Annotated in this window: 15 protein-coding genes, 1 tRNA gene and 3 rRNA genes; 12 read left to right on the forward strand and 7 right to left on the reverse strand. The window is 66.8% G+C overall.

What is annotated here, in order from left to right:
• Window positions 1-179 precede the first annotated feature (179 nt).
• From ACM26Y_RS01665 to ACM26Y_RS01680, 4 genes are all read left to right on the forward strand, one after another.
• A 16S ribosomal RNA gene (locus ACM26Y_RS01665) occupies window positions 180-1702 on the forward strand.
• Window positions 1703-2001: 299 nt separating this feature from the next.
• Window positions 2002-5135: ribosomal RNA gene (locus ACM26Y_RS01670) — 23S ribosomal RNA — on the forward strand.
• A gap of 158 nt (window positions 5136-5293) precedes the next feature.
• Window positions 5294-5410: ribosomal RNA gene (gene rrf, locus ACM26Y_RS01675) — 5S ribosomal RNA — on the forward strand.
• The 16S, 23S and 5S rRNA genes sit together here, the layout of an rRNA operon.
• Before the next feature lie 216 nt (window positions 5411-5626).
• A complete protein-coding gene (locus ACM26Y_RS01680; protein WP_040782585.1) occupies window positions 5627-6235 on the forward strand; it encodes a hypothetical protein in 609 nt (202 codons plus the stop codon).
• Window positions 6236-6295: 60 nt separating this feature from the next.
• Here the strand turns inward: ACM26Y_RS01680 and ACM26Y_RS01685 are convergent, their stop codons facing one another.
• Complete coding sequence (locus tag ACM26Y_RS01685) at window positions 6296-7432, reverse strand: GIY-YIG nuclease family protein (RefSeq protein ID WP_416062484.1); 1137 nt, start codon at window positions 7430-7432, stop codon at window positions 6296-6298.
• A 217-nt stretch (window positions 7433-7649) separates the two neighbouring features.
• Here ACM26Y_RS01685 and ACM26Y_RS01690 point away from each other — a divergent pair, with 217 nt between their 5' ends.
• Complete coding sequence (locus ACM26Y_RS01690) at window positions 7650-8261, forward strand: putative glycolipid-binding domain-containing protein (RefSeq protein WP_072786589.1); 612 nt, start codon at window positions 7650-7652, stop codon at window positions 8259-8261.
• Here ACM26Y_RS01690 and ACM26Y_RS01695 read toward each other — a convergent pair.
• Together ACM26Y_RS01695 and ACM26Y_RS01700 are read right to left on the reverse strand one after the other, a co-directional pair.
• Entirely contained in the window at window positions 8258-9616 is a 1359-nt protein-coding gene (locus ACM26Y_RS01695) for an amidase (protein ID WP_416062485.1), read from the reverse strand. The genes ACM26Y_RS01690 and ACM26Y_RS01695 overlap by 4 nt on opposite strands.
• A complete protein-coding gene (locus ACM26Y_RS01700; protein ID WP_416062486.1) occupies window positions 9604-10566 on the reverse strand; it encodes a prephenate dehydrogenase in 963 nt (320 codons plus the stop codon). Before ACM26Y_RS01700 ends, ACM26Y_RS01695 begins: the two co-directional genes overlap by 13 nt.
• A gap of 48 nt (window positions 10567-10614) precedes the next feature.
• Between ACM26Y_RS01700 and ACM26Y_RS01705 the strand changes: the two genes are divergently transcribed.
• The 3 genes from ACM26Y_RS01705 (at window position 10615) to ACM26Y_RS01715 (ending at window position 11764) form a co-directional block, all read left to right on the forward strand.
• Entirely contained in the window at window positions 10615-11154 is a 540-nt protein-coding gene (locus ACM26Y_RS01705; protein WP_054374157.1) for a tRNA adenosine deaminase-associated protein, read from the forward strand.
• Window positions 11155-11628 carry a nucleoside deaminase gene (locus ACM26Y_RS01710; RefSeq protein ID WP_003936920.1) on the forward strand — a complete coding sequence of 158 codons (474 nt, stop codon included), beginning with the start codon at window positions 11155-11157 and terminating at the stop codon, window positions 11626-11628.
• Between the two features lie 45 nt (window positions 11629-11673).
• Window positions 11674-11764: transfer RNA gene (locus ACM26Y_RS01715), tRNA-Ser, on the forward strand.
• Between the two features lie 112 nt (window positions 11765-11876).
• Here ACM26Y_RS01715 and ACM26Y_RS01720 read toward each other — a convergent pair.
• The 4 genes from ACM26Y_RS01720 to ACM26Y_RS01735 form a co-directional block, all read right to left on the reverse strand.
• Window positions 11877-12824, reverse strand: a complete 948-nt coding sequence (locus ACM26Y_RS01720; RefSeq protein ID WP_416062487.1) for a CobW family GTP-binding protein — start codon at window positions 12822-12824, stop codon at window positions 11877-11879.
• Window positions 12821-14104: a guanitoxin biosynthesis MBL fold metallo-hydrolase GntH gene (gene gntH, locus ACM26Y_RS01725; protein ID WP_003936918.1), complete on the reverse strand. Its 1284-nt coding sequence runs from the start codon at window positions 14102-14104 to the stop codon at window positions 12821-12823. Before gntH ends, ACM26Y_RS01720 begins: the two co-directional genes overlap by 4 nt.
• Window positions 14105-14322: 218 nt before the next feature.
• Entirely contained in the window at window positions 14323-15282 is a 960-nt protein-coding gene (locus tag ACM26Y_RS01730; RefSeq protein WP_003936917.1) for a sterol desaturase family protein, read from the reverse strand.
• Window positions 15283-15358: 76 nt separating this feature from the next.
• Window positions 15359-15934, reverse strand: coding sequence for a TetR/AcrR family transcriptional regulator (locus ACM26Y_RS01735; protein WP_416062488.1), 576 nt, complete (start codon window positions 15932-15934; stop codon window positions 15359-15361).
• A 94-nt stretch (window positions 15935-16028) separates the two neighbouring features.
• Between ACM26Y_RS01735 and ACM26Y_RS01740 the strand changes: the two genes are divergently transcribed.
• From ACM26Y_RS01740 to ACM26Y_RS01755, 4 genes are all read left to right on the forward strand, one after another.
• Window positions 16029-17027, forward strand: a complete 999-nt coding sequence (locus ACM26Y_RS01740) for an ABC transporter permease (protein ID WP_289380987.1) — start codon at window positions 16029-16031, stop codon at window positions 17025-17027.
• 100 nt (window positions 17028-17127) lie between these two features.
• Window positions 17128-17589, forward strand: a complete 462-nt coding sequence (locus ACM26Y_RS01745; RefSeq protein WP_003936914.1) for an RrF2 family transcriptional regulator — start codon at window positions 17128-17130, stop codon at window positions 17587-17589.
• Between the two features lie 96 nt (window positions 17590-17685).
• The gene (locus ACM26Y_RS01750; protein WP_416062489.1) at window positions 17686-18282 is read left to right on the forward strand and encodes a TetR/AcrR family transcriptional regulator; all 597 of its coding nucleotides are present in this window, start codon (window positions 17686-17688) and stop codon (window positions 18280-18282) included.
• 37 nt (window positions 18283-18319) lie between these two features.
• A complete protein-coding gene (locus tag ACM26Y_RS01755) occupies window positions 18320-20662 on the forward strand; it encodes an MMPL family transporter (protein WP_003936912.1) in 2343 nt (780 codons plus the stop codon).
• Window positions 20663-20677 lie beyond the last annotated feature (15 nt).

Below are 20677 nucleotides of genomic sequence, written 5' to 3' on the forward strand. Positions count from 1 at the left end.
GTGCGATCAGATCAGACGCCGACCATGGTGTCAAGCCGATGAGGTGTCGTGATGATCGTTGCTGACTGCCGCATTCTTCCGTCTGTGGTGGTCAGTGTTTTTGCTAGTTTGAGTTTTTTGCTAGTGATTCGGCTCTACGCTTATGGCTGATCAGCCCTTCGGGGTTTGGTTGAGAGTCTTCAACGGAGAGTTTGATCCTGGCTCAGGACGAACGCTGGCGGCGTGCTTAACACATGCAAGTCGAACGATGAAGCCCAGCTTGCTGGGTGGATTAGTGGCGAACGGGTGAGTAACACGTGGGTGATCTGCCCTGCACTTCGGGATAAGCCTGGGAAACTGGGTCTAATACCGGATAGGACCTTCTGCCGCATGGTGGGGGGTGGAAAGGTTTTCCGGTGCAGGATGGGCCCGCGGCCTATCAGCTTGTTGGTGGGGTAACGGCCCACCAAGGCGACGACGGGTAGCCGGCCTGAGAGGGCGACCGGCCACACTGGGACTGAGACACGGCCCAGACTCCTACGGGAGGCAGCAGTGGGGAATATTGCACAATGGGCGCAAGCCTGATGCAGCGACGCCGCGTGAGGGATGACGGCCTTCGGGTTGTAAACCTCTTTCAGTACCGACGAAGCGCAAGTGACGGTAGGTACAGAAGAAGCACCGGCCAACTACGTGCCAGCAGCCGCGGTAATACGTAGGGTGCGAGCGTTGTCCGGAATTACTGGGCGTAAAGAGCTCGTAGGCGGTTTGTCGCGTCGTCTGTGAAAACCCGCAGCTCAACTGCGGGCTTGCAGGCGATACGGGCAGACTTGAGTACTGCAGGGGAGACTGGAATTCCTGGTGTAGCGGTGAAATGCGCAGATATCAGGAGGAACACCGGTGGCGAAGGCGGGTCTCTGGGCAGTAACTGACGCTGAGGAGCGAAAGCGTGGGTAGCGAACAGGATTAGATACCCTGGTAGTCCACGCCGTAAACGGTGGGCGCTAGGTGTGGGTTTCCTTCCACGGGATCCGTGCCGTAGCTAACGCATTAAGCGCCCCGCCTGGGGAGTACGGCCGCAAGGCTAAAACTCAAAGGAATTGACGGGGGCCCGCACAAGCGGCGGAGCATGTGGATTAATTCGATGCAACGCGAAGAACCTTACCTGGGTTTGACATACACCGGACCGCCCCAGAGATGGGGTTTCCCTTGTGGTCGGTGTACAGGTGGTGCATGGCTGTCGTCAGCTCGTGTCGTGAGATGTTGGGTTAAGTCCCGCAACGAGCGCAACCCTTGTCCTGTGTTGCCAGCAAGTCAAGTTGGGGACTCGCAGGAGACTGCCGGGGTCAACTCGGAGGAAGGTGGGGACGACGTCAAGTCATCATGCCCCTTATGTCCAGGGCTTCACACATGCTACAATGGCCGGTACAGAGGGCTGCGATACCGCGAGGTGGAGCGAATCCCTTAAAGCCGGTCTCAGTTCGGATCGGGGTCTGCAACTCGACCCCGTGAAGTCGGAGTCGCTAGTAATCGCAGATCAGCAACGCTGCGGTGAATACGTTCCCGGGCCTTGTACACACCGCCCGTCACGTCATGAAAGTCGGTAACACCCGAAGCCGGTGGCCTAACCCCTCGTGGGAGGGAGCCGTCGAAGGTGGGATCGGCGATTGGGACGAAGTCGTAACAAGGTAGCCGTACCGGAAGGTGCGGCTGGATCACCTCCTTTCTAAGGAGCACTTCTCCCGTCGAGGGTTCACACAGGTGAAGTCCTCTCGGGCAGAGACTGTTTCGTTCCCACATGTGGAACGGCAGGAGCTCATGGGTGGAACGCTGGCAACCATCACCGCGCCGGCGGGGATCACATGTTCCCGTCGCGGTGGTTATATCGGTGCACTGTTGGGTCCTGAGAGAACACGCAATGTGTTTTGTCAGCGACGATGACCTGCGAAACAAGGAACTGGTTTTCTTGCGGTAGGGGTTGTTGTGTGTTGTTTGAGAACTGCACAGTGGACGCGAGCATCTTTGTTGTAAGTGTTTATGAGCGTACGGTGGATGCCTTGGCACCAGGAGCCGATGAAGGACGTGGGAGGCTGCGATATGCCTCGGGGAGCTGTCAACCGAGCTGTGATCCGAGGATTTCCGAATGGGGAAACCCAGCACGAGTGATGTCGTGTTACCCGCGCCTGAATATATAGGGCGTGTGGAGGGAACGTGGGGAAGTGAAACATCTCAGTACCCACAGGAAGAGAAAACAACATGTGATTCCGTGAGTAGTGGCGAGCGAAAGCGGAAGAGGCTAAACCGCGGGTGTGTGAGAGCTGGCAGGCGTTGCATCCGTGGGGTCGTGGGGCCCTTCTTCCCATCACTGTCATGGTGGGCGAGAGTAAGAAACCGGTGTGTTAGTCGAAGTGGTCTGGAACGGCCTGTCGTAGAGGGTGAGAATCCCGTAGACGAAAACACGCCGGCTCTCGTGGAGGGTACCCGAGTAGCAGCGGGCCCGTGAAATCTGCTGTGAATCCGTCGGGACCACCCGATAAGCCTGAATACTCCCTGGTGACCGATAGCGGACTAGTACCGTGAGGGAAAGGTGAAAAGTACCCCGGGAGGGGAGTGAAATAGTACCTGAAACCGTGCGCTTACAATCCGTCGGAGCCTTCGAGCAGTTTGGTCTGCTGGGGGTGACGGCGTGCCTTTTGAAGAATGAGCCTGCGAGTTAGTGGCATGTCGCGAGGTTAACCCGTGTGGGGTAGTCGTAGCGAAAGCGAGTCCGAACAGGGCGTATCAGTGGCATGTTCTAGACCCGAAGCGGAGTGATCTACCCATGGCCAGGGTGAAGCGACGGTAAGACGTCGTGGAGGCCCGAACCCACTTAGGTTGAAAACTGAGGGGATGAGCTGTGGGTAGGGGTGAAAGGCCAATCAAACTCCGTGATAGCTGGTTCTCCCCGAAATGCATTTAGGTGCAGCGTCGCGTGTTTCTCACCGGAGGTAGAGCTACTGGATGGTCTAGGGGGCCCACAAGCTTACCGAAATCAGCCAAACTCCGAATGCCGGTGAGTGAGAGCGCGGCAGTGAGACTGCGGGGGATAAGCTTCGTAGTCGAGAGGGAAACAGCCCAGATCGCCGGCTAAGGCCCCTAAGCGTGTACTAAGTGGAAAAGGATGTGGGATCGCTGAGACAACCAGGAGGTTGGCTTAGAAGCAGCCACCCTTGAAAGAGTGCGTAATAGCTCACTGGTCAAGTGGTTCTGCGCCGACAATGTAGCGGGGCTCAAGTACACCGCCGAAGCCGCGGCACTCACATGAGTCTGCTCGAATCCTGCGGGGTTCGAGCCAGATGTGTGGGTGGGTAGGGGAGCGTCGTGCCGCCGGGGAAGCGCCGGAGTGATCCAGGTGTGGAGGCGGCGCGAGTGAGAATGCAGGCATGAGTAGCGAAAGACGAGTGAGAAACTCGTCCGCCGAATGACCAAGGGTTCCTGGGCCAGGTTAATCCGCCCAGGGTGAGTCGGGACCTAAGGCGAGGCCGACAGGCGTAGTCGATGGACAACGGGTTGATATTCCCGTACCCGTGTGAACGCGCCCCTGGTGAATCAGTGATGCTAACCGTCCTGAAGCCGGCCGGTTCCTTCGGGAATCGGTTGTGTGGATGCACGGGACCCGATCTGGTAGTAGCCAAGCGATGGGGTGACGCAGGAAGGTAGTGGGGCCGGTCAGTGGTTGTACCGGTGTAAGCCTGTAGGGCGTGACATAGGCAAATCCGTGTCACATCAAGCCTGAGAGGTGATGCGTAGCCGAATGAGGCGAATTCCATGATCCTATGCTGCCGAGAAAAGCCTCTAGCGAGCTTTCACACGGCCCGTACCCCAAACCGACACAGGTGGTCAGGTAGAGAATACCGAGGCGATCGAGAGAACTGTGGTTAAGGAACTCGGCAAAATGCCCCCGTAACTTCGGGAGAAGGGGGACCACGCCCGGTGAAGACCTTCGCGGTCGGAGCTGGGGGTGGTCGCAGAGACCAGAGAGAAGCGACTGTTTACTAAAAACACAGGTCCGTGCGAAGTCGTAAGACGAGGTATACGGACTGACGCCTGCCCGGTGCTGGAAGGTTAAGAGGACCGGTCAGCGGAGCGATCCGCGAAGCTGAGAATTTAAGCCCCAGTAAACGGCGGTGGTAACTATAACCATCCTAAGGTAGCGAAATTCCTTGTCGGGTAAGTTCCGACCTGCACGAATGGCGTAACGACTTCTCTGCTGTCTCAACCACAGACTCGGCGAAATTGCATTACGAGTAAAGATGCTCGTTACGCGCGGCAGGACGAAAAGACCCCGGGACCTTCACTACAGCTTGGTATTGGTGTTCGGTTCGGTTTGTGTAGGATAGGTGGGAGACTGGGAAGCCCGCACGCCAGTGTGGGTGGAGTCGTTGTTGAAATACCACTCTGATCGTATTGGACCTCTAACCTCGGACCCTGATCGGGTTCAGGGACAGTGCCTGGTGGGTAGTTTAACTGGGGCGGTTGCCTCCCAAAATGTAACGGAGGCGCCCAAAGGTTCCCTCAGCCTGGTTGGCAATCAGGTGGCGAGTGCAAGTGCACAAGGGAGCTTGACTGTGAGACCGACAGGTCGAGCAGGGACGAAAGTCGGGACTAGTGATCCGGCACCGGCATGTGGAAGCGGTGTCGCTCAACGGATAAAAGGTACCCCGGGGATAACAGGCTGATCTTCCCCAAGAGTCCATATCGACGGGATGGTTTGGCACCTCGATGTCGGCTCGTCGCATCCTGGGGCTGGAGTAGGTCCCAAGGGTTGGGCTGTTCGCCCATTAAAGCGGCACGCGAGCTGGGTTTAGAACGTCGTGAGACAGTTCGGTCTCTATCCGCCGCGCGCGTTAGAAACTTGAGGAAGGCTGTCCCTAGTACGAGAGGACCGGGACGGACGAACCTCTGGTGTGCCAGTTGTCCCGCCAGGGGCACGGCTGGTTGGCTACGTTCGGAAGGGATAACCGCTGAAAGCATCTAAGCGGGAAGCCTGTTCCAAGATGAGGTTTCTCACCCCCTCGAGGGGGTAAGGCCCCCGGCAGACCACCGGGTTGATAGGCCGGAACTGGAAGTGCGGCAACGCATGCAGGTGACCGGTACTAATAGGCCGAGGACTTACCACGAAGAAGCTACGCGTCCACTGTGCGGTATCTGAAACAGCACACTCGATTCACACGCTTTCCGTGAATCGAGTGAGGGCGAAGCCCCCCAGAAAGGGGGGAACAGCGTTCACTCGATCATTCACGAGCGAAGCGAGTGGGTGTGTGTCGTTTCACAGAGTTACGGCGGCCATAGCGACAGGGAAACGCCCGGTCCCATTCCGAACCCGGAAGCTAAGCCTGTCTGCGCCGATGGTACTGCACCCGACAGGGTGTGGGAGAGTAGGACACCGCCGAACACCCGTTACCGGAAGCCCCCCGACACCGTCGAGGGGCTTCCGGCATTTCTGCATGCTCCGGCCCGTCCGCTCTTGTCCGTGGTCCGGCACAGGCGAATCATTGACTCCACGGTGGTCGCGATCGCCGGCCGTCGCGTGACGTCGATGGTGGACGGTGACGGGTCGGCCACAGAAGTCGTTGGGTGCGGGCTCGTCCCGCACGCGGAGGCGATGAAGATGTTCATTCAGGTCTGGCAGGGGACGGTTCGCGACGAGCAGGGACTGAAGGCCTGCCTGCAGCGGTGGACGGACGAGCTGCGCCCGGGCGCGGTGGGCTATCTGGGTAGCACGTCGGGATTCAGCGACGACGGCACCTTCGTGTCGGTGGCGCGGTTCGAATCCGAGGAGGCGGCCCGCCGGAACAGCGAGCGCCCGGAACAGGGCGAGTGGTGGGCCGAAGCGGAGCAGTGCTTCGACGGCGAGATCGTCGTCCATGACTGCCGTGACGTCGAGGTGTGGATGGAGGGTGGCTCCGACACCGCAGGGTTCGTTCAGGTGATGGAGGGGCACAGCCCCGATCTCGGGCGGATGAAGAGCCTGCTCGCGCAGGGCCAGGAACGGGTGCATCAGTTGCGCCCCGAGATCATCGGCGGCACGTTCGCCACCTACGGCGACGACGGATACGTCGAGACGGTGTACTTCTCGTCCGAGGACGAGGCGCGGGCCCACGAACGGATGGAGATTCCCGACGATCTGCGTCCACTGCTGGAGGAGGAGATGCGGCTACAGGGCGATGTGCACTACTACGACCTGCACGAACCCATTCTCACCTCGAGCGGCAGGTGATCCAGGGGAGAGCCGTCGGTAGGAAAGTCCGGGCCGTGACGACACGGCCCGGACAAGGGTTCAGGGTCTCGGCCTGTGGGGCAGGGCCCGGGTGAGCCGCGGCGCCCAGCCGTGGGACGGCCAACGCTTGAGCCCCAGCCGATCCGGCGTCAGGCGGGTGTCGACGAAGAGCTTCTCGAGTTCGGGATCGGCATCCCCGAGGAAGCGGTAGAGGATGGTGCCGCCGTTGTCCTCGGTGCGGGACGCCGCTTCCCAGCCGGTTGCCCGGTAGGCGCCGCGGACGATGTTGTCCGCGACCACCAGGATCGGCAGGCCGTCGATCCGGCGTGCCGACGCTCCGGCCGGCCACGGACGGTCGGCGAGTCCACGGACCTGCTCGGCGGAAGCCGATTTCGCCTCGGTGATCCGGAGTACGACGCACGGCGTGGGCAGCTCGGGTGCGGCCTCCGCGGAGTACTGACGAATCAGCTCCTCGACGGGACGTGCCACCCGGTCGGATTCCTCGCTGGCGCCGACGAGATTGGTCAGCACGAATTCGCCGTCGTGCGGTTCGAGCAACCCCAGTACCGAGACGAGGGCCTGGGCGGTGAAGCCGGCGGCGTGATCGGCGTCGACGGCCGGCGCCACCCGGTCGGCCACGATGTAGTGACCTACCGAGTAGCCGGAGTCGTAGACGGCACGGATCCGGCGCACGGCTGCGTCGGCTTCGGGGGTCTGCGCGGGAGCGGCTTCGCCGCCGGCGGCGAGTTTGTGGTCTTCGCCGAGCGCGGTCCACGTCAGGACGAACATCCGGTTCCCGCGGCCCTGTCCGACGTGCAGGACGGTATGGTCGCGCGGATCGACGAGGGCGTACACGTAGGCACCGAGCTGTTCGACGACCGTCGCCGGCAGCGGGTCCGGGGTGGGGGTGCGGTCGTCGACGTCGGTGACGATCTCGCGCAGGACGGCCAGTCGCAGTGCCACCGGCACGGTTCCGGCAGAGCCGCCGAACAGTTCACGGTTGGCTGCGTCCACGGAGGCGAAGGTGCGTCCGGTGTGGCGGGCCAGGGCGGCGAGCGCATGCGTGAACTCGGCGAGCCGCTGGCGAGGGTCCGCGGCGGTGTCGGGCAGCTCGTTGCTGGTCAGGAACATCTGGATCTCGGGGGACTCCAGAAGGATCTGGGCGATGTTCTGAGGAACTGTCCACACGGTACGCATGAGGCGACTGTAGGCCAGTCTTTCCCGGGCAGCGGGTTACGTGCTCAAACGCGCTGCACACGGATGTCGGTCACCGTGCGGTCACCGCATCGTGGTGTCGTGGACATGCCCCTGTGATGTGACGTCGGACACGTTCCGAGCGGTCGTGTGCTACACGAAGGGCACGATTCGCGGCACCCCTGCGCCCCGGGAGCGGCTCGTCGCTTAACGTAGACACGTGAGCATCCCAGTCCCCGATGCCGCGCGGTCTGCGGCGAGCCCAGCATCGAACTGGCCCGCGATTCTGACGTGGCGGGCGTACGACGTTCCTCGGATGGAATCGGTGCGTGTCCAACTAAGCGGCGATCGCATCAAGGCGGCGGGCCGGATCGTGGGCGCGCAGTGCGCGGAGCATCCCGCGTTCAGCGCGTCGTACGACCTCGTGACCGACGAGAACGGTGTCACGCGCCGGTTGTCGGTGCGCACCACCCTGGCCGCGGGTGAGAGGCACATGTCGATCAGCCGGTCCGAGGAGGGCATCTGGATGGTCGACAACGGCACCCAGCACCAGCGGTCGGCATTCGGCGGCGCACTCGACGTCGACGTCATCCTCAGCCCGTTCTTCAATGCGCTGCCGATCCGCCGCTACGGGCTGCAGTCCGGCGCGGACGAACTCGAGGTGCCAGTCGTCTACGTGAACCTGCTCGATCTCGGCATCGAGGAGGCCACCCTCGTCTACAGCAGCGCAGCCGACGGCATCCACGTCCTGTCCCCGGTGTCCAGTTCCTCGGTGACGGTCGACGGCGACGGCTTCGTCGTGAACTACCCCGGACTGGCGGGACGGATCTAGGACGGGTCGGTCAGGAGGTCGGTGCCCTCCACCGCCATCGCCAGTGCCAGAGCTGTGGACTCTCCGGGATGACTGCCGTGCCCGCTGGTCCCGGAGGTCAACCCGACCACCTGTACGCCGATGGGGAGATCACGGTCTCCTGGGGCAGGGACGGACACCGCCGGTACGCCCAGCACGCTGAACGGGATGCACATCTGCAGCAGTGGCCCGCGGAGGGCGGCGGGATCGCTGTCGAGCGGGGCCGACCGCAGCGGGGTCGTGACGGTGATCAGCGCGTCCAGCCCGTCGTCGCGCCGTAGCCGGCGCAGGACGTCGCGGCGCAACCGGGCGGCCGCCCGTACGGCCCGGACGTAGTCCGTCGCCGGACGGTCTCGCTGAGCCGCGAGCAGCGCCGCGGTGGCCGGCTGGTAGAGGTCCGGGTCGTTCTCGAACCAGCGCTGATGGGTTTCGTACGCCTCCGAGCCGGTGACGACGGGATAGACGCCGAGGAGGTCGTCGGTTTCCGGCAGGGTCACGTCCCGCACCTCGGCACCGAGATCGGTGAGGGTGCGGCAGACGCCGTCGAGCGCGGACTCGAATGCAGCGGGCACGTCCCAGATGCCGCCGCGCAGCCGTCCGATGCGCAGCCCCGAGACGGGTGTGCGCAGGTGTGCTATCCCGGGCAGCGCGCCCCAGGCCAGTGCCGCGTCGAGGACGTCGCGGGCGAGCAGACCCACGTGATCGAAGGTGGTGGACAACGGGAAGACCCCGTCGACCGGCAACGCGCCGAACGTGGGCTTGAGGCCGACGACTCCGCACAGCGCCGCCGGGGTGCGCACACTGCATCCGGTGTCGGTGCCCAGTGCCAGCGGCACGACGCCCTTGGCGACGAGCGCTGCCGACCCCGACGACGAGCCACCGGTGATGCGGGTGGGATCGTGCGGGTGCCGGGCCGGTCCGGCCGCGTTGACCAGGCCGCTGGGCCCGTACGCGAACTCGTGCAGGTGCGTCTTGGCGACTACGACGGCGCCGGCCTCGCGGAGCCGCTCGACGATCCTGGCGTCCTGCGCGGCCGGCGCGACGTCGGCGAGGACGTTGCTGCCGCAGCGGGTCGGCACGCCCGCGACGTCGATGTTGTCCTTGACGGCGACGGCGACGCCGTGCAGCGGACCGATCCAGTTGCCGGCCGCGAGCTCGGCATCGGCGCGGGCCGCCGATTCGAGGGCCGCGGCATCGTTGCGGGCGGCCACGAGATTCGACCACGGTGTGCCGTCGAGCGCGTCGAGGTCGGCCAGCACCTGCCGGACGTGTTCGGTGGCGGTCAGCTCGCCTTTCGCGAGTGCCGCGGTGATGTCGCGCAGTGTCACCGCGTCCACACCTCGCCGCGACGGCCCGCCTCGCGCAGCCGGGCGAGCCAGTCCTCGTCGCCGGGGACGACGCCGGTGACGGGTCGGCGGTCGCGTTGCTCGAACCGTCGCCGGGCGGCGTGACCGGCGGCGGTCAGCTCGGCGGTGCTGCCGTCGGCGAGTTGTTCGCGAGCGACACGCAGCACCTCGAGGGTCTCGTCGAGGGCTGTGAGCAGCGCCGGGGCGTTGCCCTCACACATCGCGTCGACCAACGTGGGGGTGGTTCCGGCGACCCGGGTGCCGTCGCGGAACGATCCCGCCGCCAGGCCCAGCGCCAGGTCGCCGCCGGCGGCCCCGGACAGTGCCAGTGCCTCGGCGAGCAGGTGGGGCAGGTGCGAGACGCGGGCGACCGCCGCGTCGTGCTCGCCCGATTCGGCGGGTACGACGACGGAACCGCAGTCGAGGGCGAGATCGGCGACCTGCGTCCACACGTCGGGATCGGTGTCGTCGTCGACGGTGACCACCCACACCGCGTCGCGGAACAGTCCCGCGAATCCCGCGGACCACCCGGACTCGGCGGTGCCGGCCATGGGATGACCCCCGACGAAGCGTGCGGAGAGCCCGTGGGCGGCGACGAGGGCGGCGACCTGCGACTTGACGCTGACGACGTCGGTCAGCGCCACGTGCGGGGCGTGCTCGGCGACCGCCGCGAGCACGGCGCCGACCGCGGGCACGGGCACGGCGACGACGACGAGGGCGTCGCATTCTGCGGCGCGCCGCAACGTGGCCGGCAGGTCGGTGGAGGCGTCGAATCCGTCGGCGCGGGCGGCTTCGACGGGCTCCGAGGAGCGGTTGTACCCCCAGGCCTCGCGGCCCGCGGCGACGGCCGCACGCAGCAACGATCCGCCGATCAGGCCGAGGCCGAGTACACACACGGGCGGGGTGGACGCGGAGGTGGGCACCCGACCAGGTTGGCACATCGCCCGCTGGACTTCATTCACGGGACCGCGCCGACTACCGTTGCGCCCATGGCTGCGCAGCGTGCGGGGAACAAGAGCCCTTCCGTGAGTTCGACTGAGGACCTCGACGGGTTCGGGGTCGCCGTGACGCGGGAGGACGGTCGCTGGAAGTGCAAGACACTGTCGGCGGCGGTGTTGACGAGCCTCGAGGTGGCCGACCGGGAGCTGCGCGAGTTGCGCAGCACCGGGGCGATCTTCGGGTTGCTCAACGTGGACGACGAGTTCTTCGTCATCGTCCGGCCGGCCCCGTCGGGCACGCGTCTGCTGCTGTCGGACGCGACGATGGCGGTCGACTACGACATCGCCGCCGACGTGCTCGATGCGCTGAACATCGAGATCCCGGACATCGACCCCGACGAGCTCGACGATATCGAGCCGTGGGAAGAGGGTGACCTGGGAATCCTGGCGGATCTGGGGCTGCCGGAGCCGGTGCTGGCGGTGATCGCCGCCGAGACCGACCTGTATCCGGACGAGCAGATCGACGAGATCGCCCAGCGGCTCGGGTTCGACGATGTGCTCGCCACGGCGCTGGACAAGCTGCGCCGCTAGATGGGCCTGCGCGACGACGAGGCGATGATCCGGGCCGCGTTGGAGGCGGCCGCCGCGGCGCCGGCCGGGGACGTGCCGGTGGGTGCCGTCCTGTTCGCCGCCGACGGGACCGAATTGGCCCGGGCGGCGAATTCGCGGGAGGCGACAGGCGATCCGACGGCGCACGCGGAGATCCTTGCGTTGCGGGCGGCCGCGAAGGTGCACGGCGACGGCTGGCGCCTCGAGGGCACGACGCTGGCCGTGACGCTGGAGCCGTGCACGATGTGCGCGGGCGCGCTGGTGCTGGCCAGGGTGCATCGCGTGGTGTTCGGGGCATGGGAGCCGAAGACGGGCGCGGTGGGGTCGCTGTGGGACGTGGTGCGTGATCGTCGGCTCACCCATCGTCCGCAGGTGCGCGGCGGGGTGCTCGAGAAGGAATGTGCCGCGGTGCTCGAGGACTTCTTCCGCGCGCAGCGGCTCCCGGAACGCTCGTGACCTGGGGATTTCAACTCCGGGACCGAATCCGGTAAAGTCGTGGGCGGTGGCGTGTCCGAGCGGCCTAAGGAGCACGCCTCGAAAGCGTGTGACGGGTAACCCCCGTCCGAGGGTTCAAATCCCTCCGCCACCGCCACGGGAACGGTCCCGGTCCGGTTCATTCGGACCGGGACCGTTCTCTTTGTCGCCGCCGCGCCGTTCCGGTCGCTTCGCCCGGCGGCGTGTCCGGACGAGACGTCGGCACTGCCTCATCCACTCTCGGCGACAGGCGCACGGCACCCTTCCAGAGCGTTGTGCAGCATCTCGTTGTCCAGGGCTCCGGGCGCGCCGACGACGACGATGCGGGTACGCGGGGGGTGGGTACCCCAGTCGCCGTCCAGGGTGAGGTCGACCCGGCTCCCGACCATCTGGAGGACCGCCCTGCGCCCCGGTGCGTCGGCGGGATCGACGAGCCCCTTGGCCCGGTAGACGGTGGTGGGCATCGCGGCCATCGCGGTGCGCAGCGCCTCCAGTGACAGCGGCCGGTCCGTCTCGTAGGTCCAGGTTCCGAACCCCTGCGTATGGTCGCCGTGCGTGCGGGCGGCGTCGCCGGCCGGGTCGAGGCGGCCCACGGACAGCAGGATGGGCAGCGGCACGTCGCCGTGCCGGGACTCGACGAGCCGGTAACGGTGGAACCGGTCGTCGAGCCAGGTCTTTATCCGGGCGATCGCGTCCGGGCCGACGAGGTCGACCTTGTTCAAGACGATCATGTCGGCGCAGGCCATCTGGAAGAGGCGGAGCTCCATGTGCTCGGGCGTCGTGAAGACGTGTTCCGCGTCCACCACACACAGCACGCTCTCGAGCCTGATCCCGGCGGGCAGGCCGGGGTTGTTGAAGGTCTGGACGATCCCTACGGGGTCGGCCACGCCGCTGGCCTCGAGAAGGACGTATTCCGGCCGTTCCGGGCGGGCGAGTACCGCGGCCACCGCCTCGACGAGGTCGTCGCGGACGGTACAGCACACGCAGCCGTTGGCGAGGCTGATCACGTCGCTGTGCACCCCGACGACCAGTTCCGCATCGATGTTCACGGTCCCGAAGTCGTTGACGAGCACCGCGACTCTCAGACCGTGGTCGCCGTTGAGGATGCGGTTGAGGAGCGTGGTCTTGCCGGCGCCGAGGAATCCGGTGAGGACGGTGACGGGGACGGGTGCGCTCACGCGGACTCCGGCGGCGGTGTTCTCGGCAGGCCGAGCGTCATCGCCGGGTCCATGGGGAGTGTCTCCCCGGTCGGTCTGGCGAACGGACGCATCTGGTCCTCGGGCGTGAACAACGCCGGATCGATCTCGAGATCGCGCACGGACTGTTCCTGGTTCGCGAAGAAGGGGTTCGTCACCGTGCTCGGTTCGGGCAGTTCGTCGTCGAAGTTGGTGTGCAGCAACCATTCGGGGGACGGACGCACTATGTTGGTGGTCTCCGGGAATGCGGCCTCGCGGATCCAGACGTGATCCTTGGTCACGTTGACGACGGTGTGGTCGATGCCGAACGCGAACATGCCCTTGTAGTGCAGACGCACGCCGGCGAGCATCTCGCCGACCAGCTCGCGGTCGTAGGAGACGTGGGTGGCCATCGCCAGTCGGGGCCGGACCAGGTTTGCGAGGTAACCGGCGCCGTAGTGACTCGTGTGGAAGTTGTCGAGCGTCAGGGCCGCCATGACAGGTGACACGCCCTGCTTCAGCGCCCACAGGTTGACCAGGTCGACGGCCATCTCCGTGACGAAGACGTCGACGCCTTGCGCATACTCGGCGGTGAGCCGATCGGGTTTGCCGTCGCCCGTCCACACGAACGACAGCCCGTTCCAGTCCAGCCGGTAGGCCGAGGCGCCGTCGATCGCATGCGATCTCCGCCAGTGGGTCACTTTCACGCCGTCGCGGTCGTAGCAGACACCACCGTCGTCGCGGAAATCGAATTCGGTCACCTCGATGTCGTAGCCGTCGGCCATCGGACCGATCGCCCAGGCCGCGGTCCAGGCGCCCATCTTCTTCAGGTGGTCGCACATGGCGGCCGTGCCCATCTCGGGCGTGCGTCCGGACGGACCGATGACGCGCAACGGCTTGAACCGTCCGTTGAACGGGGCGAACTGCCACAGGTAGGGCAGATCGCCGTAGTGATCGATGTGCAGGTGACTGATGAAGATGTCGTTGATCTCGGGTACCGGGACCTGGTTGGCCACGATGTTGCGTACCGAGCCGGGACCGAGGTCGAAGAACAGGCGCTTGGCAGGTCCGAGTTCGACCATCATGCACGTGCTGGCCTGCGACATCCGGGGCGGCCACGGGTTGCTGCCCATGAAGATGATGCGCATCTCGTCCGGGCCGAGTGGTTCCGTCTGCGGGATGTAGTTGTTGCGGTTCTTCACCGACGGCGTCGGCTGGTAGTACGGCGGCATGGAGATGCCGGTGCCCGGGGGCGCTCCGTATGCATTCGACTCGGCTGCCATGTGCCCGCTCCGATGAGTGCGCGTATTCCGACCCGATTTCGTCCCTACCGGACGTTCTCTGCTGCGCGGCCGGGCAAGGAGGCTGCTCACACCGCCGTCGGCCTCGGCGCAATGCCGAGTCCTCGTAACACCGTCGTCGGTGCGGACTCTACCTCTCGGGCCGTGCTGCGATCACAGGGTTGGGGAGATCGGTGGCCGGAAACCGCTGTGCCCGAGCGTCAGCCGGCCTGTGATTTCCCGGCCACCCGGGTTGCGAAGTCCGGCATCGGGGCGACGTCCCGCGGCGCCCAGCCGGGCGGGCCGAACGTATAGCCGAGCTTGTCGCGCAACCGCGCGGCAGCCCGCCAGTCACGCGCGATGGCCTGATATTCGTGCGTCTGCAGCCGCCAGATGTTGTAGGTGCCGACGGGCTTGGTGAGTCCGTACGTGGGGCGGTGGGTCTCGCGGCGGAAGGTGCCGAACAGGCGGTCCCAGATGATCAGGATGCCGCCGTAGTTGCGGTCGAGGTATTCGGGGTCGCACCCGTGGTGCACCCGATGGTGCGACGGGGTGTTGAAGACGAACTCGACGGGCCGGGGCAGCGTGCCCACCCGTTCGGTGTGCACGAAGAACTGGTACACGAGCGAGACGGAGAATCCGACGAACACCATCCACGGCGGGATGCCGAGGAAGGGCAGCGGCAGCCACATGAGGATCTCGCCGCTGTTGTTCCACTTCTGGCGCAGGGCGGTGGCGAAGTTGAAATACTCGCTCGAGTGGTGCGCCTGGTGGGTGGCCCACACGAGCCGCACCCGGTGCGCCGTCCGGTGGTACCAGTAGTAGAGCAGGTCGATACCGAGGAGCAGGATCACCCACGTGTACCAGGCGTTCGCCGGTAGGTGCCACGGCGCGAGATACACCCAGATCGCCGAGTAGCCGACGAGAGCCAGCACCTTCCAGGCGGCGCTGGTGCCGATGGAGACGAGTCCCATGGAGATGCTCGTGCGTGCGTCACGGGCCTCGTAGCCACCGCGGGGCGGGCGGGTGTGCCCGTCGGCGCCGGGTTCGACGTGCTCGAGGGTGCGCGCGGCGGCCCATTCGAGCGCGAGGAACAGCAGGAACGCCGGGATGGCCAGCGCGACGGGGTCGTGCAGGGGCTCGAGCAGCGACGCCCAGGACGCCGTCAGGGTCTCCCACATGCGGTCCTCCGGGAGTGATGTGAACAGGCGTCCAATCTACCGGAATGTGGTTCCGGTCACTACGGAGGTCCGGCGGTCAGTGGGGTAGCGGCCGGCCGTCCGGCCGCAGGCCGGCGAGGTAGATCGCGATCATCCGGGGCACGAGGGCGGGCACGACCTCGTCGACGAACTGCACGTGGGGGCGGGTGAGCCGGGCGATCGCCATGATCACCTCGATCGGCTGGACGTCGTCGCGGACGAGGCCGGCTCGCTGTGCGGTGTGGACGAGTTCGGTGACGCGCGCCTTGGTCTCCTCCCGGACCTCGAGGACGTCACCGGGCAGTTCCCGGTAGCTCTCGACGATGAGAGCCGGGATCAGGGCGCCGAGCCGCAACCGGACGGCGGTGCCGACGAATTCCGTCCAGGCACGTTCGGGGTCCGAGGCCATTGCGGCGAGGGCGTGCTCGGCGGCCGCGCCCGCCTCGGTGAGGGTACGACGGGCCACCGCATGGGCGAGATCGTCGCGCGTGGGGAAGTTGCGGTAGAGGGTGGCGATGCCGACGCCGGCCCGCTCGGCGATGGCGTCGAGGGGCGCGTCGTGTCCCCGTTCGGCGAGCACGTCGCGGGCGGCGAGGATCAGGGCCTCGCGTCGGCGGGCGGCGTCGGCGCGCATGCAGTCTCCTGTGGTCGGCGGGTTGACACCCACTCCTAGCGGAGGAATATACTCCACATAAACGGAGAGAAATCCTCCACTTCAAGGAGTCGTCATGGCCGCCTCGACCTCCGCCCCGGACCCCACCACCGCCCGGCACGCCCCGCCGGACGCCGTGCGTGTCGTCGGCGTCGTGCTCGCGCTCACCGCCGTGATCGCCCTGATGCTGTTCGCCTTCGCCGCCCCGGCGGTCGAGAGCGGTCCGCACGGGCTGAAGATCGGGGTGGTCGGACCGGATCCGGCCGTCGCCCGGATCGAGGCCGGTCTCGCCGACGCCCGGCCCGGCGCGTTCTCGCCGCAGCGATACGCCGACGTGGAGGCGCTGCGCACGGCGATCGAGCAGCGTGAGGTCGTCGGCGGTCTTGCCGTCGAACCGGACGGGCCCGCGATGTATGTCGCCGGCGCGGGCGGAGCCCCGGTCGCGCAGGTGCTGACCGCCACGGCCGCCGGACTGTCGCAGACGCTCGGCCGGCCCGTCCCCGTACGCGACGTCGTGCCACTGCCCGCCGACGACCCGGCCGGGGCCGGCCTGAACTCGCTGGCCCTGCCCCTGGTCCTCGGCGGTCTGGTACCGGCGATCGCTCTCGTCAGGTTGTTCCCCGGGCGCGTCGGCCTGCGAGTGCTCGGCGCGATCGGCTTCGCGGTGCTCGCGGGGCTGACTCTCACCGCCGTTCTGCAGTTCGGGTTCGGCAGCCTGACCGGGAACTACTGGGCGACCGCGGCGGCGCTCACGCTGAGCCTGGCCGCCGTCTCGCTGCCTCTGCTGGGCCTCGAGTCGCTCTTCGGTCTGCCCGGCTTCGGTGCCGGTGCGGTCCTGATGATGTTTCTCGGCAACCCGCTGTCGGGCTTCGCGACCACCGCGGCGTGGTTGCCGCAGGGATGGGGTGCCTTCGGCCAGTTGCTGCCACCGGGCGCCGCGGGGACCGCGGTCCGCTCGGTCGCGTTCTTCGACGGGCACGGCGGTGGGACGGCGGTGCTGGTGCTGAGCGCATGGGTCGTCGTCGGGCTCGCGCTGTGTGCAGTCTCGGCACGCCGGCGCACGGTCGCCGCGTGACCCCGATCGCCGGACGGGGCTCGCGCGCTTTTCCCCCGGTTTGGTAGGAATTCTGTGTCCGTCACCGCTGGCGGCGCAGAGTCGAACCGAGGAGCGCGACGTGCACATCACCGCCCGGGTGGACTATGCCGTGCGCACGCTGCTCGAACTCGCGGCGGCAGGCGAGGCGCCCGCCAAGGCCGAGAACCTGGCGCGGGCGCAGAATATCCCGCACAAGTTCCTCGAGGCGGTGCTCGGCGACCTGCGCCGGGGCGGTCTGGTGCACAGTCGCCGTGGCCCGGAGGGCGGGTACTGGCTGGCGCGCCCGGCCGAGGAGATCTCCGTCGCGGACATCATCCGCACGGTGGAGGGCCCGCTCGCGTCGGTGCGTGGCCAGCGGCCGGAGGATGTGGTCTACACCGGACCGGCCGAACGCCTGCGCGACGTGTGGATCGCGGTGCGGGTGAACCTGCGGGCCGTCCTCGAGGAAGTCACCCTCGCCGACGTCGTCGCGGACGATCTGCCACGGTTCGTATCCGACCTGACCGCCGACCCGGGCGCCTGGGAGCGTCGCCGCACGTGAGCGCCGCCACACCGCTCGGAGGGGTGTGGGCAAACGCATATTTTTGCAGGACTCTGCAAATTTGCAGGACTCTGCAAGGTGCGTACCGTGGAAGACGTGACCACTTCGCCCGGCCTGCGCGACCGCAAGAAGGCCGCCACGCGAGCAGCGCTCGTCGCGGCCGCGGCCGATCTTGCGCGGGAGAAGGGACTCGACGGTGTCACCGCCGACGCCATCGCCGCCCGGGCCGGGGTGTCCACCCGCACGTTCCACAACTACTTCGCCGGCAAGGAAGAGGCCGTCCTCGCACACCTCGAGGGGTTGGTGCACGCGTGGGTCGGGCGCCTGCACGCGCGGCCCGCCGGTGAGCCCGTGTGGGAATCGATGGAAGCCGTTGCACGGGAGATAGTTTCGGATCCCGGCGGGGACTTCGTGGAACTGTGCACGACCATGGAGCTGCTCGAACAGAGCCCCGCCCTGCTGGCGCGCCGGGTCGAGATGGAAGTGCGCGCCTCGCAACTGCTTGTCGAGGCCATCGCCGAGCGCACCGGCACCGACCCCCGGGTCGACCTGTATCCGAGTCTGGTCCGCTACGCCGCGGTCTCGGCCATGAAGTCGGCAGTCGAACTGTGGCTCGCCGGCACCTCGGGGGCGACGTCCCCCGAGGAGCTCGTCCTAGCCGCCTTCGAGCAACTGCGACAAGGCCTTTTCTAAGACATCTGCACGACACATCCGGAAGACGAGGTTCCCCGTGGCGACCTATCTCTATCGGATCGGCAAGTTCGCCTATCGGCGAAAAGGCACGGTCCTCTCCCTCTGGCTGGCGATCCTCGTCCTCTTCGGGGTGGGTGCGGCCACCCTGTCCGGACCGACGACGGACTCGTTCTCCATCCCGGGCACCCCCGCGCAGCAAACGCAGGACCTGCTCGCCGAACGGTTCCCGAACGCCGCGGACCCGACGAACGCGCTCAGCGCGCGCTACGTGTTCGCCGCCCCCGACGGGCAGACCCTCGACGAGCCGGACAACCTCGCGGCGATGAACGAGGTGCTCGCGGCGATCCGCGGCATCGACAAGGTGACCGCCGCCGCCAAGATCGACCCGGCCGTCGCCACCCCCGAGCAGCAGGCCGCCGTCCTCGTCGACCCCGTCACCGCGAACGCCGGTCTCGTCGAACAGATGAAGGCCGCCGCGGAGCAACAGGGCAAGCCGGAGGAGACCGCGCTCGCCGATGCGGCCGCGCTGTCGCCGCTGAGCCCGGACCGCACCGTCGGCTTCGTCACCGTCCCGTTCGAGGGCGGCTTCGGCGACGTCGACGACACGATGCGCGAGCAGATCGCCGCGGCCGCGGAGATCGGCCGGGACGCGGGCCTGAACGTCCAGGTCAGCGGAACCGCCGCCGCGGAGGCCGAGATGCCCGGTGGCGTCACCGAACTCATCGGCATCGGCATCGCCGCCGTCGTCCTCGCCATCACCTTCGGCTCGCTCGTCGCCGCGGGCCTGCCGTTGATCACCGCCATCATCGGCATCGCCATCGGCAGCCTCGGCATCACCGTCGCCACCGGCTTCGCCGACCTGAGCTCGATGACCCCGACGCTGGCGATCATGATCGGTCTCGCCGTCGCGATCGACTACTCGCTGTTCATCGTCTCCCGGTTCCGCCACGAGATCACCGTCACCGCCGACCGGGCGGAGGCGGCCGGACGTGCCGTGGGCACCGCAGGCTCGGCCGTCGTGTTCGCCGGCCTGACCGTGATCATCGCCCTGATGGCGCTGAGCGTGGTGGGGATCCCGTTCCTGTCCGCGATGGGATACGCGGCCGCCTTCACGGTGTTCATCGCCGTGCTCATCGCGATCACCCTGCTGCCCGCGATCCTCGGCCTGTTCGGGCGCAAGGCGTTCGCCGGCCGTATCCCGGGCCTGAAGGACCACGATCCGGAGGCCGACACCGACACGCCGAGCGCCGCCCAGCGCTACATCCGCTGGTCCACCGGCAAGCCGCTGATCCCGCTCGTCGCCGGCGTCCTGCTGCTCGGTCTGCTCGCGCTGCCCGGCGCGAACCTGCAGCTGGCGCTGCCCACCGAAGCGACCGGTGACCCGAAGACCAGCGCCCGGCAGGCCTACGACCTCGTGAACGAGGGCTTCGGTCCCGGCCGCAACGGTCCACTGCTCGTCGTCGCCGACGCCCGGGAAGCCACCGTCGCGCCGCAGGAGGCGTTCGGTGCGGTCGTGCAGCGTCTGTACGAGCAGGACGAGGTGGTCAACGCCCAGGTCGTCGCCGTCGACCAGGCCGGTGACACAGCGCAGATCATGGTCACGCCACGGTCGGGCCCCAGCGAGCCGGCGACGATGGACCTGGTGTCGAGCATCCGCGACCAGGAGGCGCAGCTCGACGACGAGATCGGTGTCTCCTACGGCGTCACTGGACAGACCGCCCTCGAGGGCGACGTGTCGGAGACGCTGCAGAGTGCACTCGTGCCGTACCTCGCGGTGGTCGTGGGACTCGCGTTCATCCTGCTGATGCTCGTCTTCCGCTCGATCCTGGTGCCGCTGACCGCGACCCTCGGATTCCTGCTCAGCGTCCTGGCGACGTTCGGCGCGACCGTGGCGGTCTTCCAGGAGGGCTGGGGCGGGCTCGTCTCCAACCCGCAACCGATCGTCAGCTTCATGCCGATCTTCCTCATCGGTGTGGTGTTCGGGTTGGCGATGGACTACCAGGTCTTCCTGGTGACCCGCATGCGGGAGGAATTCGTCCACGGCGCCTCCGCGAAGGAAGCCGTGCGGATCGGCTTCGCCCACGGCGCCCGGGTGGTCACGGCCGCCGCGGTCATCATGATCTCGGTGTTCGCGGCCTTCATCGCCGAGCCGAACTCGTTCATCAAGTCGATCGGCTTCGCCCTCGCGGCGGCCGTGTTCTTCGACGCGTTCGTCGTGCGCATGGTGATCATCCCGGCGGTGATGGCGCTCCTCGGCGACAAGGCCTGGTGGCTGCCGAAGTGGCTCGACCGCATCCTGCCGAACGTGGACGTCGAGGGCGAGAAGCTCCGCCGTGAGCTGACCGCCCCCGAGCCCACCCGCGAGCCGGCGCACACATGACCGGGCCCGGACACC

The organism is Rhodococcus indonesiensis, from assembly GCF_047782815.1.
Taxonomy (GTDB): domain Bacteria; phylum Actinomycetota; class Actinomycetes; order Mycobacteriales; family Mycobacteriaceae; genus Rhodococcus; species Rhodococcus indonesiensis.